The organism is Caballeronia sp. Sq4a (genome assembly GCF_023170545.1).
GTDB lineage: Bacteria > Pseudomonadota > Gammaproteobacteria > Burkholderiales > Burkholderiaceae > Caballeronia.
Window position 1 is genome coordinate 2,516,136 of record NZ_CP084250.1, and the last position, 15,340, is coordinate 2,531,475.

At 61.0% G+C, this 15,340-nt stretch carries 11 protein-coding genes and 2 rRNA genes; 6 read left to right on the plus strand and 7 right to left on the minus strand.

Annotation, left to right across the window (positions count from 1 at the left end):
- Nucleotides 1-183: 183 nt before the first annotated feature.
- Together LDZ24_RS11915 and LDZ24_RS11920 are read right to left on the minus strand one after the other, a co-directional pair.
- Complete coding sequence (locus LDZ24_RS11915) at nucleotides 184-780, minus strand: nitroreductase family protein (protein ID WP_248320586.1); 597 nt, start codon at nucleotides 778-780, stop codon at nucleotides 184-186.
- 73 nt (nucleotides 781-853) lie between these two features.
- On the minus strand, nucleotides 854-2,137 hold the full coding sequence (locus LDZ24_RS11920; RefSeq protein WP_175946584.1) for an MFS transporter: 1,284 nt from the start codon (nucleotides 2,135-2,137) through the stop codon (nucleotides 854-856).
- 113 nt (nucleotides 2,138-2,250) lie between these two features.
- On the opposite strand from LDZ24_RS11920, the gene LDZ24_RS11925 reads away from it, so the two are divergent.
- A complete protein-coding gene (locus LDZ24_RS11925) occupies nucleotides 2,251-2,910 on the plus strand; it encodes a TetR/AcrR family transcriptional regulator (RefSeq protein ID WP_248320587.1) in 660 nt (219 codons plus the stop codon).
- A complete protein-coding gene (locus LDZ24_RS11930) occupies nucleotides 2,907-3,461 on the plus strand; it encodes a DUF1415 domain-containing protein (RefSeq protein ID WP_248320588.1) in 555 nt (184 codons plus the stop codon). The genes LDZ24_RS11925 and LDZ24_RS11930 overlap by 4 nt, the downstream gene beginning before the upstream one ends.
- On the opposite strand, the gene LDZ24_RS11935 is transcribed toward LDZ24_RS11930, so the two are convergent.
- A complete protein-coding gene (locus tag LDZ24_RS11935; protein WP_248320589.1) occupies nucleotides 3,462-4,331 on the minus strand; it encodes an SAM-dependent methyltransferase in 870 nt (289 codons plus the stop codon). It abuts the gene before it with no gap.
- Nucleotides 4,332-4,716: 385 nt separating this feature from the next.
- On the opposite strand from LDZ24_RS11935, the gene LDZ24_RS11940 reads away from it, so the two are divergent.
- Complete coding sequence (locus tag LDZ24_RS11940; RefSeq protein WP_061125643.1) at nucleotides 4,717-5,037, plus strand: hypothetical protein; 321 nt, start codon at nucleotides 4,717-4,719, stop codon at nucleotides 5,035-5,037.
- A gap of 48 nt (nucleotides 5,038-5,085) precedes the next feature.
- Here LDZ24_RS11940 and LDZ24_RS11945 read toward each other — a convergent pair whose 3' ends face one another.
- Complete coding sequence (locus LDZ24_RS11945; RefSeq protein WP_305854663.1) at nucleotides 5,086-5,784, minus strand: FadR/GntR family transcriptional regulator; 699 nt, start codon at nucleotides 5,782-5,784, stop codon at nucleotides 5,086-5,088.
- Nucleotides 5,785-6,051: 267 nt separating this feature from the next.
- Between LDZ24_RS11945 and LDZ24_RS11950 the strand changes: the two genes are divergently transcribed.
- From LDZ24_RS11950 to LDZ24_RS11960, 3 genes are all read left to right on the plus strand, one after another.
- Nucleotides 6,052-7,182 (plus strand): mannitol dehydrogenase family protein, encoded by a 1,131-nt coding sequence (locus LDZ24_RS11950; RefSeq protein ID WP_248320590.1) that lies wholly within the window; start codon nucleotides 6,052-6,054, stop codon nucleotides 7,180-7,182.
- 123 nt (nucleotides 7,183-7,305) lie between these two features.
- Entirely contained in the window at nucleotides 7,306-8,586 is a 1,281-nt protein-coding gene (locus tag LDZ24_RS11955) for an MFS transporter (RefSeq protein ID WP_175946573.1), read from the plus strand.
- An 8-nt stretch (nucleotides 8,587-8,594) separates the two neighbouring features.
- Nucleotides 8,595-10,136 carry a UxaA family hydrolase gene (locus tag LDZ24_RS11960; protein WP_248320591.1) on the plus strand — a complete coding sequence of 514 codons (1,542 nt, stop codon included), beginning with the start codon at nucleotides 8,595-8,597 and terminating at the stop codon, nucleotides 10,134-10,136.
- 190 nt (nucleotides 10,137-10,326) lie between these two features.
- On the opposite strand, the gene LDZ24_RS11965 is transcribed toward LDZ24_RS11960, so the two are convergent.
- From LDZ24_RS11965 to LDZ24_RS11975, 3 genes are all read right to left on the minus strand, one after another.
- Entirely contained in the window at nucleotides 10,327-11,961 is a 1,635-nt protein-coding gene (locus LDZ24_RS11965; protein ID WP_248320592.1) for an NAD(P)/FAD-dependent oxidoreductase, read from the minus strand.
- Nucleotides 11,962-12,094: 133 nt separating this feature from the next.
- Nucleotides 12,095-12,208 (minus strand): 5S ribosomal RNA (gene rrf, locus LDZ24_RS11970).
- A 176-nt stretch (nucleotides 12,209-12,384) separates the two neighbouring features.
- Nucleotides 12,385-15,266, minus strand: a 23S ribosomal RNA gene (locus LDZ24_RS11975).
- Between the last annotated feature and the right edge of the window lie 74 nt (nucleotides 15,267-15,340).

Below are 15,340 nucleotides of genomic sequence, written 5' to 3' on the forward strand. Positions count from 1 at the left end.
CCAGGAGACTCGCATCGCCGTGATGCCCGACGATCACTGACTCCGCATTCTCGGCCGGACGCCTTGCCACACGCGCCGCAGAGTCGGCGGGCGCGCGCGGCGGTTTCGCCTTCGCAATAGGATTTCGCCAATCGAACCGGCGTCCCCGCGACGCCCGACGCTCACCGGCGCCCACACCCTCGCTCAACCAAACGCCTTCCCCCACGCGCCCTCGAACGCCGTTTCGCCCAACGGCCGACGCGAGCGCGGCGCGGTTTCCCTCTCTCGCAGGGTCTCGTCCAGCAGACTCGCGTCGCCGTGATGCCCGACCGAAATCATCGCGATCAACTGGACATCGTCAGGCACGGAGAACGCAGCGCGGAAGGCGTCGCGATCGAAGCCGCCCATCTGATGCGCCGCGAGGTCCAGCGCGTGCGCCTGAAGCACGAGCGCCATCGCCGCCGCGCCGGTGTCGTAGGCGGCTGCCTGATTCGGCTCGCCCTTCGGCGTCAGCGTGGACGCCGCCACGCAGATCAGCAACGGCACGTTCGCGTTCCACTTCTGGTTGAACGGCACGAGCGTCTCGAACGCCCGCTGAAACACCGCCTCGTCGCGATGACGATCGAACACGAGGAATCGCCACGGCTGCAAATTACTCGACGACGGCGCCCAGCGGGCCGCTTCCAGCAACCGATGCAACTGCGCGCGGTCGACCGGCTCGTTCGAATACGCGCGCGGGCTCCAGCGGCCGGCCAGCAGATCGTGGATGTCGATGTCGGTCGGAGCGGGCTTTGCACTCATGGCGTGACTCCTTGTCAGTGAGAAAGAGCAAGCATAAACAAGGACGCCGCAGCACGCAGACACCGCTCTCGCGTCAAGTCGCGGCCACGCCGGCAGCACGCCGCGCCCGGTTGATGCGCAGCACCGCCACCGCCGCGACGAGGCAAAGTCCGCCGGAGATCATCGTCGCGACGGTGTAGCTGCCGAGGCTCGAGCGCAGCATGCCGCCGCCGAGCGCCGCGAACGCCGCGCCGAGCTGGTGCCCCGCGACGATCCAGCCGAACACGATCGGCGCGGATTCCTTGCCGTACACGTCGGTGGCGAGACGCACGGTCGGCGGAACGGTGGCAATCCAGTCGAGGCCGTAAAACACCGCGAAGACCGGCAAGCCGAAAAAGTCGATGCCGAACGCATACGGCAAATACATCAGCGACAGCCCGCGCAGCCCGTAGTACCAGAAGAGCAGCACGCGCGCGTTGAAGCGGTCGGAAAGCCAGCCCGAAAGCGTGGTGCCGAAGAGATCGAAGATGCCCATCGCGGCGAGCAGCGTCGCGCCCTGCACCTGCGTCATGCCGTAATCCGCGCACATGGCGATCAGATGCGTGCCAACATAGCCGTTCGTGCTCGCGCCGCAGACGAAGAAGCTGAAAAAGAGCAGCCAGAAATCCCGCGTCCGGCTTGCCGACGACAGCGCGCCGAACGCCACCTTGATCGGATTCTTATGCGCCGCAGCGGCGGCGGGCGGCGTGCCGGCGGCCTCTCCGACGGGCCGCAGCGCGACATCGGCCGGACGCTCGGGGAGCAGCCACGCGACGAGCGGCAGCACCACGGCCGCGGCAGCAGCGACCACGAACACGACCGGCCGCCAGCCGTGGTGTTCGGAAATCGACGCGAGGAACGGCAGGAACACGAGCTGACCGGTGGCCGAACTGGCGGTGAGAATGCCCATCGCGAGGCCGCGATGCGTCGTGAACCAGCGATTCACGACCGTCGCCGAAAGCGTCAGGGCGGCGACGCCCGTCGCACCGCCGACCACCACGCCCCAGACCAGCACCATTTGCCACGGCGCGGTCATCATCGAAGACGCGCCGACGCCCGCCGCGAGCGTCGCCAGCGCGGCGAGCAAGGTCGGACGCACGCCGAAACGCTGCATCGCGGCGGCGGCGAACGGTCCGGTCAAGCCGTACAGCGCCAGATTGATGGAAATCGCGAGTGAAATCGTGCCGCGTGACCAGCCGAGTTGCTTTTCGAGCGGCAGCATCATCACGCTCGGCGTGGCGCGCGTGCCGGCTGCGGCCAGCAGCACCAGAAACACGACGCCCACCGTCACCCATCCGTAGTGCATGCGGCCGTCAAGCCGTTTCGCTACCCAATTCATCGCCGCTCCGCTCGGTTGATTGTTCTTCGTTACTGATCAGTCACATTGGAGTTGCGAGCTTAGTTACTGATCGGTAACATGTCAAGACCAATCCAGTTTTCGAGGATCCGACTTTGACACGATCACCCGCCGCCCCGGCGAAAACCCCTGCCCGCCGTCAGGTTCGTACCGACGGCGCAACCGCGCAGGAGCAACTGCTCGACGCGGCGCAGGCACTTTTTTATCGCGAAGGCATTCGGGCGGTCGGCGTCGATGCCGTCGTGGAGCGGGCCGGCGTCAACAAGATGAGTCTGTATCGGCGGTTCGCGTCGAAGGACGAACTCGTCGTCGCGTATCTGGAGCGCATGGACGACCGCTTCCGGCAACGGCTAGAAGCGAGCTTCGACAAGCATCCGGGCGATCCGGCGAAACAACTGGTGCAGGCGTTCGACGATTTGGTCGAGCGCGCGTCCGCGCCGGACTATCGCGGCTGCCCGTTCGTGAACGTGTCGTGCGAGTTCGGCGACCCAGCGCATCCGGCGCGGCAACTGGTCGAGCGAAACAAACGCTATGTGATGACGCGCTTCATCGAAAAATGTCAGGCAGCCGGCGCGGAACAGCCGGTGGAACTGGCAGAATCGCTGGCGCTGCTTCTGGATGGCGTGTACGCAACCAGTCAGACTTATGGTCCCGGCTCGGGGCCGCTGCGCGCGGCGTCGCGCGTGGCGCGCGCGTTAGTCGATGCAGCATGCGAGAAGCGCAATCACCGGCAAGGAAATCAGGAAAGCTCATGAAGCACCGAAGCACCCGCGAAGATGTCATCGCGGCCACCGAGCACTGGCTCACACGAGCGGTCATCGGCCTCAATTTGTGCCCGTTCGCCAAGAGCGTGCACGTGAAGGGACAGATTCGTTATGTGGTGAGCGAAGCGCGAACCGTGGAAGACGTGGTCGTCGAACTCGCGGACGAATTGCGCCTGTTGCACGAGAGCGATCCGAACGCCATCGACACGACGCTTTTCATCACGCCCGACGCCTTCGCCGACTTCACCGATTACAACGACGCGCTCTTTTTTGCCGAACGTCTGCTCGGCGAACTCAAGCTGGCGGGCGAGTTGCAGATTGCGAGCTTTCATCCGCAGTATCAGTTCGATGGCACCGAGCCGGACGATATCGACAACTATACGAATCGCGCCCCGTTTCCCATCTTCCATCTGTTGCGCGAAGCGAGCATCGATCGCGCGGTCGCCGCGTTCCCGGACGCCTCCGACATCTACGAGCGCAACATCGAAACACTGCGCCGCCTCGGGCACGACGGCTTCAAGGCGTGGATGAACAAACGGTAACTACTGCGTAAAGAAACGCTCGCGAAGCTCGTCGAGCCCGAGCGTTTCGAGCACATCCGAAAGCCGCTGCGCCGGACGGCCGCGCGGCAAGTCCTTGAACTGCGCAATGATCAGTTCGTTTTTCATCGAATGTTCCCAGCCCACGAGCTCGGTCACGCTGACCTGATAACCGTGCGATTCGAGTTGCAGGCAACGCAGCACATTGGTGATCTGGCTCCCGAATTCGCGCGTGTGCAGCGGATGCCGCCACATTTCGGTCAGCACATTCTTCGACAGCGCGTGTCCCTTGTTCTTGCGCAACACCGACGCGACTTCCGCCTGACAGCACGGCACGACCACGATGTACTTCGCCTTCTTCTGCAGAGCGAAATGGATGGCGTCGTCCGTTGCGGTATTACATGCATGCAATGCGGTGACGATATCGACCGAGTCCGGCAATTGCTGCGAATGAATCGATTCGGCCACCGACAGATTCAGAAACGACATGCGATCGAAGCCGAGCCGTTCTGCCAATTCTTCCGACTTTTTTACCAGCTCCTCGCGCGTCTCTATGCCATAGATGTGTGACCGATCGCGCAGAGTCTTGAAGAAGAGATCGTAGAGAATGAAGCCCAGGTAAGACTTCCCTGCTCCGTGATCGACAAGCGACACGGATCCTTGCCGCTGATGCACATCGGCCAGAAGCGGTTCGATGAACTGAAACAAGTGATAGACCTGCTTCAGTTTGCGACGGCTGTCCTGATTCATCTTGCCGTCGCGCGTGAGGATATGCAGTTCCTTCAGCAGCTCGATGGACTGTCCTGGGCGGATTTCGTGCTTGGTTTGCAAATCGGACGCGCCGGGCGACGCGGCAGTGGACTTCTTGGCCATCGTAATCAGTGACTGGAGTGTGAAAAGCGGAGCATGTTCGCGCTGAATGTGCGCTAACCGCTGGTTCTGCCGTCTCAAAAGAGGAAGTTTACCCAAAAGCGCAAAGACGCTCTTGTTCCGCCTGACGGTTGGAGGGCAAACGCGGCCCGAAGAGGCCCGTGGAACGGATCGTGCATCGTCTGACAATGAGGCCATTGATACAGACAGCACACGATGCGACCCGGAAGATCGCACGACGATGCAACAAGGCAGGAGCAACAAGCTGGGTAGCAAAGCCGCGTTTCGCAACGCTTACGTTGTCGCCGCGTGTGGCTCTGTTACGTAACACCTAACGCACAGCGCGGCGAATGCGACTCGCCGGCGCCATGATCAAGAGAGGACGGCGATGGATGCGATCCCGGACAAGAAAGCAGAGAAGCAGTTTCAGGAGATGCTTGCGGCACTGACCGCGATGCCGGCGTGGAGCGAAAAGCAGCAGCTCGAACTGGAAATGGCACGAGAGATTTCCGTGGAGATGCTGCGCCTTGCAGAATCGATGCGCGACGGCTCCACCGATATCGAAACGTGCCTGACCATGCTCAAGTACGCCAAGGTGATGGATTTCGTGCTGACGACGCTCGCGTCGCGCCGGGACATCGCCCCGCAGACGCTGCGCGTGATCTTCAAGCTAGCCGGCTTGAAGGTCGATGAAGCCTACCCGGGCTGACGCGCCGCTGCGCCCCGAGCCGGCCCGCCCTTCGAGGACGCGCCGGCTTCACGCCTTGCGTTTTGTCATGAGCCGCGCCGCGGAATTGCGCATGTGCCGCTGCATCGCGGCCTGAGCCTGAACCGCGTCGCGCGCCTCGAGCGCCTCAAGGATGTCGCGATGTTCCGTCAGCGCGGCCGCCCACGTTTCTTCTCCCTCGAAATGCCCCCGAAGCGTCGATGACAGCGGGCTATGCCGCTCGTCGTAGAGCGCGCCGACGGTCCGCACGAGCACGTCGTTGCCGGACATCTGCGCGATCGCGACATGAAACGCGCGATCCGCGCTCATTGGGATGAGGCCGTTCTCCACTTCGCGCGCCATCGTTTCGTACACCGTACGCAGCGCCTTCAGCGCCTTGGGCCGCGCGAACGGCGCGACGCTCGCGGCAATCGCGCCTTCTATCACGCTGCGCGCATTCATGATCTCGATGGGACTCTCGCCGAGCTCGGCTTCGGCGCGCGGCGGCTTCGCAGCCGGCGTCGCGCAGGTATAGACGCCCGAACCCATGCGGATTTCGACGCGCCCTTCCAGTTCGAGCGCAACCAGCGCCTCGCGCACGGACGGCCGCGACACGCCGAGCGTCTGCGCCAGTTCGCGCTCGGACGGCAGTCGGCCGTTAGGCGCGAAGTCCTTCTGTTCGATCAACCCGCGCAGCTTGTCGGCGATCTGCAAATAAAGACGCCGCGTCTCCGGTGGTTTCACACTCACGTGCTGACTCCTGAAAGCTCGGGGAAAACGTGGATTGTAATCAGGCGAGGCGCTGAAGCACCGTAGGCGGGCGGTTCACCGAACATTCGCTGCTTACAAGTGGCTTGACCAATCACGATTCAAGCCACTAGTATGCGATCTGGTAAGGCCACGTGGCCACCTTTTTTTCGATCCCGCTGGAACCGTTTCCAGACGGACACGACCGAGCCCAATGCGTCATCCGTCGCGGGCACGGCGAATGCACCGCACGACGCGAGCGACGCAATCATGAGCAATCCGATTCTTCAGTTCGGCACGAGCCGCTTTCTGCAAGCGCACGTGGATTTCTTCGTCGCCGAAGCGGCGCGGCGCGATCCGTCGAAGGCGCTCGGCAAGATCACGGTCGTGCAGACGACGTCGAGCGCGGATAGCCGCGCCCGCACCGATGCGCTGCGCGCGACGGGACGCTATCCGGTACGCATTCGCGGACGTCGCGGCGACGAGACTGTGGACGTCACCATCGAGAGCGATTCGATCACCGAGGCGCTGCACGCAAACGAAGACTGGCCGCTGCTTCTGCAACGCATCGAGCGCGACGTGAAAGTCATCGTCTCGAATACCGCCGATGCCGGCTACGCACTTTTCGATGAAGACACCGCCGACCTGCTTGACGGCCGCCGCACGCCGCGCGGCTTCGCCGCGAAGCTCGCGGTGCTGCTGCATGCGCGCTTCCGCGCGGGCGCCGAGCCGATCACCCTGCTGCCGTGCGAACTCGTTTCCCGCAATGGCGACACGCTGCGCGACCTCGTGTGCGGCGTCGCGCGCGGGTGGAGCCTGGACGACGCTTTCATCCGCTATCTGACGAACGACTGCATCTGGGTCAACTCGCTGGTGGACCGTATCGTGTCGGAGCCGATCGTTCCGGTTGGCGCGATTGCCGAGCCTTACGCGCTGTGGGCCATCGAGCGGCAGCCGCGCATGGTCCTTCCGTGCGAGCACGAAGATATCGTGGTGACCGACGATCTTGCGCACTACGAACGGCTCAAATTGCTGCTGCTCAACCTCGGCCACACCATGCTTGCTGAAATCTGGCGTACGCGCGACGGCGCGCCGAACATGACCGTGCTCGACGCCATGCGCGACCCGGCGTACCGCGATCCGCTAGAGACAGTTTGGCGCGACGAAGTGTTACCGGTGTTCAACGCGCTCGGCCAGCACGACGTGGCGACGGAATATCTCGCGAGCGTGCGCGACCGGTTCGAGAACCCGTTTCTCGTGCATCGGCTCGCGGACATCGCCCGGAATCATGAAGAGAAGAAGGCCCGGCGCTTTCAGCCGGTCATCGAGCTCGCTCGCGAGCTCAAGCTCGATGTCGAGCAAAAACGACTGCGCGAGGCCTTGGAAACGACGACACACTGATCTACCACGCCAGTCCGCCGCAGAAGCGGACAGCGCCATGAATTTCATAAACACGGCCCGCCGCACGGCATAAGGCGGACCGGCCGACACGAACGTAGTGCCGCTTCCAGCAGGAGACAACAAATGCGCAAGATGCGTTGGGTAGTGATTTTTCTGGCCTTTCTGGCCATCGCCATCAATTACATCGACCGGGCCAATCTCGCGGTCGCAGCGCCTCAGATCGAGAAGGCGCTCGGCATCGGGCCCGCGGAGATGGGCTTCATCCTGAGCGGCTTCTTCTGGACTTACGCGCTCATGCAGATGCCGTTCGGCTGGTTCGTCGATCGCGTCGGCGCGCGCATCGCGCTCCCGCTGGCGGTCGGCTGGTGGTCGGTGTTCACGGCGCTGACCGCGGTGACCACGAGCGTCGCCGGCATGTTCGGCTGCCGGCTCATGCTCGGCATCGGCGAAGCGGGCGCGTATCCGTCGTGCGCGAAACTCGTGTCGCAATGGTTCACGAAAGAGCAGCGCGCCTTCGCGACCAGCATCTTCGATAGCGGCTCGCGCGTCGGCTCGGCGCTGTCGATTCCTGTCGTCGCGCTCATCATCAGTTCGTTCGGCTGGGAAGCGTCGTTCGTGATCACCGGCCTGCTCGGCTTCGTGTGGATTGTCGGCTGGTTCGCGATCTACCGGAACAAGTCGAAGGGCGACCTCACCGGCGAGGTCGATGTGCCGCCGCAACCGGTTGCCCCGAAGAACAAAGTGTCGTGGGCCTCGCTTTTCAAGTACCGCACGCTGTGGGGCATGATGCTCGGCTTCTTCTGCCTGAACTTCGTGATCTACTTCTTCATCACGTGGTTCCCGAGCTATCTCGTTCAGGCGCACGGCTTCTCGCTGAAATCGCTCGGCACGCTCGGCACGATCCCCGCGCTGATGTCGATTCCGGGCGGCTGGCTCGGCGGCTTCGTCTCCGACTCGCTGTTCAAGCGCGGCTGGAGCCTGACCGCTGCTCGCAAGACCTGCATGGTCGGCGGCATGCTGCTCTCGTCGGTCATCACGCTGTCGGCGTTCACGTCGAACATCTATCTGATGCTTGCGTTCTTCGGCATTGCTTACGCGAGCCTCGCGTTCGCCGCGGCCAGCATCTGGTCGCTTCCGAGCGACGTCGCGCCGACGCCGGACCACGTTGCGTCGATCGGCGGCATTCAGAACTTCGCGTCGAATCTGGCGGGCATCGTCATCACGACGTTCACCGGCGTGATGCTTTCCATCACCAAGGGCTCCTTCGTTATTCCGTTGTGCGTCGCGGGCGGCTTTTGCTTCCTTGGCGCGTTCAGCTATCTTGTGATCGTCGGCAAGATCGAGCCGCTCGATGAAGCGGACAAACGCGCCGTCGCCGACAAGCGCGCACCCTCCACCATCTAAGAAAGATCATGTCCACCGTATCCAACGACCATGCGGTCATCCGGCTGCATCCGAAAGACGACGTCGTGATCGCGACACGTCAATTGCTCTCCGGCGCGCGCATTGCGTCGGAGGATCTCGTCGTCACCGGGCTGATTCCGCCGGGCCACAAGATCGCCACCCGCGCGATCGCGGCGGGCGAGCCCGTCAAACGCTACAACCAGATCATCGGCGTGGCGAAAGAGGCGATTGCGCGCGGCCAGCACGTGCACACGCACAATCTCTCGATGGCCGATTTCGCGCGCGAACACGAGTTCGGCGTCGACAAGCATCCGACGCCGTTCGTCGACTCGCCGGCCACGTTCATGGGTATTCGCCGCGACGACGGGCGCGTCGCCACGCGCAATTTCGTCGGCGTGCTGACGAGCGTGAACTGCTCGGCGACGGTCGCGCGCGCGATCGCGGACCATTTCCGGCGCGACGTGCATCCGGAAGTGCTGGCGGATTATCCGAACGTCGATGGCGTGATCGCGCTCACGCACGGTCTGGGATGCGGCATTGACATGCAAGGCGAAGGGCTCGGCATTCTGCGCCGGACGCTCGCCGGCTACGCGGTGCATCCGAACTTTCATTCGGTGCTGTTCGTCGGCTTGGGCTGCGAGACGAACCAGATCGGCGGCGTGCTGGAATCGGCCGGATTGAAGGACGGCGAGCGGCTGCGCAGCTTCACCATTCAGGATAGCGGCGGCACGCGGAAAACCATCGAACGCGGCATCGCGATGGTGAAGGAGATGCTCGCGGACGCCAACCGCGTGCAGCGCGAGCCGTTGCCTGCTTCGCATCTGATCGTCGGCTTGCAGTGCGGCGGCTCGGACGGCTATTCCGGCATCTCGGCGAATCCGGCGCTCGGCGCGGCAGTCGACAAGCTCGTTGCGCACGGCGGCACGGCGATTCTTTCCGAAACGCCCGAGGTGTACGGCGCGGAGCACTTGCTGACGCGGCGCGCGGTGAGCCGCGAAGTCGGCGAAAAGCTGCTTGCGCGCATCAAGTGGTGGGAGAGCTACTGCGAGCGCAACGGCGCGGCAATGGACAACAACCCGTCGGCGGGCAACAAGGTCGGCGGGCTGACCACGATTCTCGAAAAGTCGCTCGGCGCTGTCGCCAAGGGCGGCACGACCAATCTTGTCGAGGTGTACGAGTACGCGCAGCGTATCGACGCGAAGGGCTTCGTTTTCATGGATTCGCCCGGCTACGATCCGATGTCCGCGACCGGCCAGGTGGCATCCGGCGCGAACCTGATCTGCTTCACCACGGGCCGCGGTTCGGCTTACGGCTGCGCGCCGTCGCCATCGCTCAAGCTCGCGACCAACACGGCGCTGTGGGAGCGGCAGGAAGACGACATGGATATCAACTGTGGCGGCGTGATCGACGGCACCGCGACGATCGACCAGCTCGGCGACGAGATTTTCCAGATGATGCTGGACTGCGCGTCAGGCGTGCCGTCTAAGAGCGAGCAGCATGGCTACGGGCAGAGTGAATTTGTGCCGTGGCAGGTTGGCGTGGTGACTTGATTTATTGAAGCGCAGGGTAGCTGATGCGGGGCAATCGGCGCCCGCCTGGGCGTCAATGCTCTGAGATCGGGCGCTGATTGCGCTTCCGCCATCGTTCGGCGGAAGCGGTCGGGTTTCGTGAGACCTCATCCGAATGCGTCGGGCGGAACGGCGCATTCGGCGTCAGGATGACGTCCATGCTAACGTTGGCCTATACAGTCGCGGAATGCTCGGCCATCATCTGCAGAGCAACGGCCTCGGCGACTTCAATACCGTCGATCGCCGCCGAGTAGATTCCGCCCGCGTAGCCCGCGCCCTCGCCTGCCGGGTATAAGCCTTCGACATTCACGCTCTGATAGTCACCCCTTCGACGCACGCGCAACGGCGAAGACGTGCGCGTCTCGACGCCGGTCAGCACAGCATCGTGCATGGCGAAGCCGGGGAGCTTCTTGTCGATCTGCGGCAAGGCTTCGCGAATCGCCTCGATGACGTAATCGGGCAAAACCGTGCTCAGATCGGTGGGCTTGACGCCCGGCTTATATGACGGAATCACCGAACCGAGCGACGTCGACGGACGGCCGGCAATGAAGTCGCCGACGAGCTGTGCAGGCGCGCAGTAATCGCCGCCGCCGAGTTCGAAAGCTCGCTCTTCCCACTTTCGCTGAAACGCGATTCCCGCCAAGGGACCGCCGGGATAATCCTCCGGCGTGATGCCGACGACGATGCCCGCGTTTGCATTCCGCTCCGCGCGCGAATACTGGCTCATGCCGTTCGTGACGACACGCCCCGGCTCGGAGGTCGCCGCGACGACCGTACCGCCCGGGCACATGCAAAAGCTGTAGACCGAGCGCCCGTTGCTGCAGTGATGCACCACTTTGTAGTCGGCAGCGCCCAGGCGCTCATGCCCGGCGAACTTGCCGAAGCGACTACGATCGATGACGCCCTGCGGATGCTCGATGCGAAACCCTAGCGAAAACGGCTTGGCTTCCATGAAAACGCCGCGTTTGTGCAGCATCTCGAAGGTATCGCGCGCGCTATGGCCGACGGCCAGCACGACATGGTCACAGCGAAGCGTTTCACCGGTCGACAGGCGCAGGCCGCGCACCTTGCCGTTATCGATGTCGATGTCTTCGACGCGCTGCTGAAAACGCACTTCGCCGCCGAGTTGGTGGATCGTCGCGCGCATCTTCTCGACCATGCTAACGAGTCTAAAAGTGCCGATATGCGGGCGGCTCAGATAGAGAATGTCTTCTGGCGCGCCTGCTTTGACGAACTCGTCGAGAACCTTGCGGCCGTAGTGCTTCGGATCCTTGATCTGGCTATAGAGTTTTCCGTCCGAAAACGTACCGGCACCGCCTTCTCCGAACTGCACGTTGGACTCCGGCTGGAGTTCGTTCCGCCGCCAAAGTCCCCATGTATCCTTCGTTCTTTCACGCACGGCCTTGCCGCGCTCGAGGATGATCGGCCGAAAACCCATTTGCGCGAGAATCAGCCCGGCGAATAGCCCGCAAGGCCCCATGCCGATGACCACCGGTCGCAGCATCGAGGACCGCTCGGGCGCTCGCGTCACGAAGTGGTACGTCATGTCGGGCGTCACGCCGCAGTGGGGATGCGGATGTGCTTTGAGGCGATCGAGCGCGGACGCTTCGTCCGTCACCGTGACATCGATGATGTAGGTCAACTTGATGTCGGCGCGTTTGCGAGCATCATGTGCGCGACGGAAAACATGGAAGTCGATGAGTTCCTCCGCCGCGATTCCAACTTCGCCCAGACGCGCGATGACGGCCGGCCTGATAGCGGAATCAGGATGATCCAGCGGGAGTTTGATTTCGCTTAAACGTAGCATGAGAACTCGATGACAACGACGATGCGGGATACGACGGAGATTTTAGCGCGCCAGCATCGGTTCGCCGCGCGAGCGCCAGAAAACGCAAAAACCCCACCTTTGCGGGGTGGGGTTTTTGTTTAGAGCAAGGGGAGCCTGACGATTACCTACTTTCACACGGGCAATCCGCACTATCATCGGCGTGGAGTCGTTTCACGGTCCTGTTCGGGATGGGAAGGGGTGGGACCGACTCGCTATGGTCATCAGGCTTTAAGGGGATGTTGTATCGCCTTTGGGCGCTACAACCAATCGGGGAAGAAGTAGTAGTGAATTCGGGTGGCGATTGTCGCACACGCTGTGACTCGACCAATGGCGCCCTCTTCGAGGGTGGGGTCCAAGTAAGCGCTGAAGCGCTAACTTTGACCGACAAAACACACTGGTTATAGGATCAAGCCTTACGGGCAATTAGTATCAGTTAGCTCAATGCATTACTGCACTTACACACCTGACCTATCAACGTCCTGGTCTGGAACGACCCTTCAAGGGGCTCGAAGCCCCGGGGATATCTCATCTTAAGGCGAGTTTCCCGCTTAGATGCTTTCAGCGGTTATCTCTTCCGAACATAGCTACCCGGCGATGCCACTGGCGTGACAACCGGTACACCAGAGGTTCGTCCACTCCGGTCCTCTCGTACTAGGAGCAGCCCCCTTCAAATATCCAACGCCCACGGCAGATAGGGACCAAACTGTCTCACGACGTTTTAAACCCAGCTCACGTACCTCTTTAAATGGCGAACAGCCATACCCTTGGGACCGGCTACAGCCCCAGGATGAGATGAGCCGACATCGAGGTGCCAAACACCGCCGTCGATATGAACTCTTGGGCGGTATCAGCCTGTTATCCCCAGAGTACCTTTTATCCGTTGAGCGATGGCCCTTCCATACAGAACCACCGGATCACTATGACCTGCTTTCGCACCTGCTCGACTTGTCGGTCTCGCAGTTAAGCACGCTTATGCCATTGCACTATCAGCACGATTTCCGACCGTACCTAGCGTACCTTCGTACTCCTCCGTTACGCTTTGGGAGGAGACCGCCCCAGTCAAACTGCCTACCATGCACTGTCCCCGATCCGGATCACGGACCAAGGTTAGAACCTCAAACAAACCAGGGTGGTATTTCAAGGACGGCTCCACCGAAACTGGCGTTCCGGTTTCATAGCCTCCCACCTATCCTACACAGATCGGTTCAAAGTCCAATGCAAAGCTACAGTAAAGGTTCATGGGGTCTTTCCGTCTAGCCGCGGGGAGATTGCATCATCACAAACACTTCAACTTCGCTGAGTCTCGGGAGGAGACAGTGTGGCCATCGTTACGCCATTCGTGCAGGTCGGAACTTACCCGACAAGGAATTTCGCTACCTTAGGACCGTTATAGTTACGGCCGCCGTTTACCGGGACTTCAATCAAGAGCTTGCACCCCATCATTTAATCTTCCGGCACCGGGCAGGCGTCACACCCTATACGTCCACTTTCGTGTTTGCAGAGTGCTGTGTTTTTATTAAACAGTCGCAGCCACCAGTTTATTGCAACCCTTTCACCCTCCTGGCGCAGGCCAGTCAAGCTACCAGGGCGTACCTTATCCCGAAGTTACGGTACCAATTTGCCGAGTTCCTTCTCCCGAGTTCTCTCAAGCGCCTTAGAATACTCATCTCGCCCACCTGTGTCGGTTTGCGGTACGGTCATCGTTAGACTGAAGCTTAGAGGCTTTTCTTGGAACCACTTCCAATTGCTTCGTGACCGAAGTCACTCGCGCCACACCCTTGAATTGCGTGCCCGGATTTGCCTAAGCACCTTCTCCAATGCAGCGACCGGGACGTCCAACACCCGGACAACCTTCCGCGATCCGTCCCCCCATCGCATCTAACAATGGTGCAGGAATATTGACCTGCTTCCCATCAGCTACGCATTTCTGCCTCGCCTTAGGGGCCGACTCACCCTACGCCGATGAACGTTGCGTAGGAAACCTTGGGCTTACGGCGAGGGGGCTTTTCACCCCCTTTATCGCTACTCATGTCAGCATTCGCACTTCCGATACCTCCAGCACGCTTTTCAACGCACCTTCGCAGGCTTACGGAACGCTCTCCTACCATGCGTGTAAAACACGCATCCGCAGCTTCGGTGACTGGCTTGAGCCCCGTTACATCTTCCGCGCAGGACGACTCGATCAGTGAGCTATTACGCTTTCTTTAAAGGGTGGCTGCTTCTAAGCCAACCTCCTGACTGTTTTAGCCTTCCCACTTCGTTTCCCACTTAGCCAATCTTTGGGACCTTAGCTGGCGGTCTGGGTTGTTTCCCTCTTGACACCGGACGTTAGCACCCGATGTCTGTCTCCCGTGATTGCACTCTTCGGTATTCGGAGTTTGCTATGGCGTAGTAATCCGCAATGGACCCCACAACCATGACAGTGCTCTACCCCCGAAGGTGATACACGAGGCACTACCTAAATAGTTTTCGGAGAGAACCAGCTATTTCCAAGTTTGTTTAGCCTTTCACCCCTATCCACAGCTCATCCCCTAACTTTTCAACGTTAGTGGGTTCGGTCCTCCAGTACGTGTTACCGCACCTTCAACCTGGCCATGGATAGATCACTTGGTTTCGGGTCTACGCCCAGCAACTGATCGCCCTATTCGGACTCGCTTTCGCTACGCCTGCCTTAATCAGTTAAGCTCGCTACTGAACGTAAGTCGCTGACCCATTATACAAAAGGTACGCCGTCACCCGTTTCCAGGCTCCGACTGTTTGTATGCATGCGGTTTCAGGATCTATTTCACTCCCCTCCCGGGGTTCTTTTCGCCTTTCCCTCACGGTACTGGTTCACTATCGGTCGATCACGAGTATTTAGCCTTGGAGGATGGTCCCCCCATCTTCAGACAGGATTTCACGTGTCCCGCCCTACTTGTCGTACCCCTAGTTCTTTCATACTGTTTTCGCTTACAGGGCTATCACCTGCTATGGCCGCACTTTCCAGAGCGTTCAGCTAACAATACAAATAAAGAGTACAGGCTCTTCCCATTTCGCTCGCCACTACTTTGGGAATCTCGGTTGATTTCTTTTCCTGCGGTTACTTAGATGTTTCAGTTCACCGCGTTCGCTTCGCATAGCCTATGTATTCAGCTATGGATACTCCATACGGAGTGGGTTTCCCCATTCGGACATCTTCGGATCAATGCTCGTTTGCCAGCTCCCCGAAGCTTTTCGCAGGCTACCGCGTCCTTCATCGCCTGTGATCGCCAAGGCATCCACCACATGCACTTGTTCGCTTGACCCTATAACGAGTGTGTCTCGCGACACCTCTGTCATAGGCTGAGTATTCGCGTTGTGCCGTATTCCAAGTCATCAA

Excerpts from the sequence above, each read along its gene's own strand:
- LDZ24_RS11960 (WP_248320591.1), top strand. The coding sequence starts at position 8,595 with ATGTCCACCGTATCCAACGACCATGCGGTCATCCGGCTGCATCCGAAA.
- LDZ24_RS11930 (WP_248320588.1), top strand. The coding sequence starts at position 2,907 with ATGAAGCACCGAAGCACCCGCGAAGATGTCATCGCGGCCACCGAGCAC.
- LDZ24_RS11920 (WP_175946584.1), bottom strand. The coding sequence starts at position 2,137 with ATGAATTGGGTAGCGAAACGGCTTGACGGCCGCATGCACTACGGATGG.
- LDZ24_RS11915 (WP_248320586.1), bottom strand. The coding sequence starts at position 780 with ATGAGTGCAAAGCCCGCTCCGACCGACATCGACATCCACGATCTGCTG.
- LDZ24_RS11950 (WP_248320590.1), top strand. The coding sequence starts at position 6,052 with ATGAGCAATCCGATTCTTCAGTTCGGCACGAGCCGCTTTCTGCAAGCG.
- LDZ24_RS11965 (WP_248320592.1), bottom strand. The coding sequence starts at position 11,961 with ATGCTACGTTTAAGCGAAATCAAACTCCCGCTGGATCATCCTGATTCC.
- LDZ24_RS11935 (WP_248320589.1), bottom strand. The coding sequence starts at position 4,331 with ATGGCCAAGAAGTCCACTGCCGCGTCGCCCGGCGCGTCCGATTTGCAA.
- LDZ24_RS11955 (WP_175946573.1), top strand. The coding sequence starts at position 7,306 with ATGCGCAAGATGCGTTGGGTAGTGATTTTTCTGGCCTTTCTGGCCATC.
- LDZ24_RS11940 (WP_061125643.1), top strand. The coding sequence starts at position 4,717 with ATGGATGCGATCCCGGACAAGAAAGCAGAGAAGCAGTTTCAGGAGATG.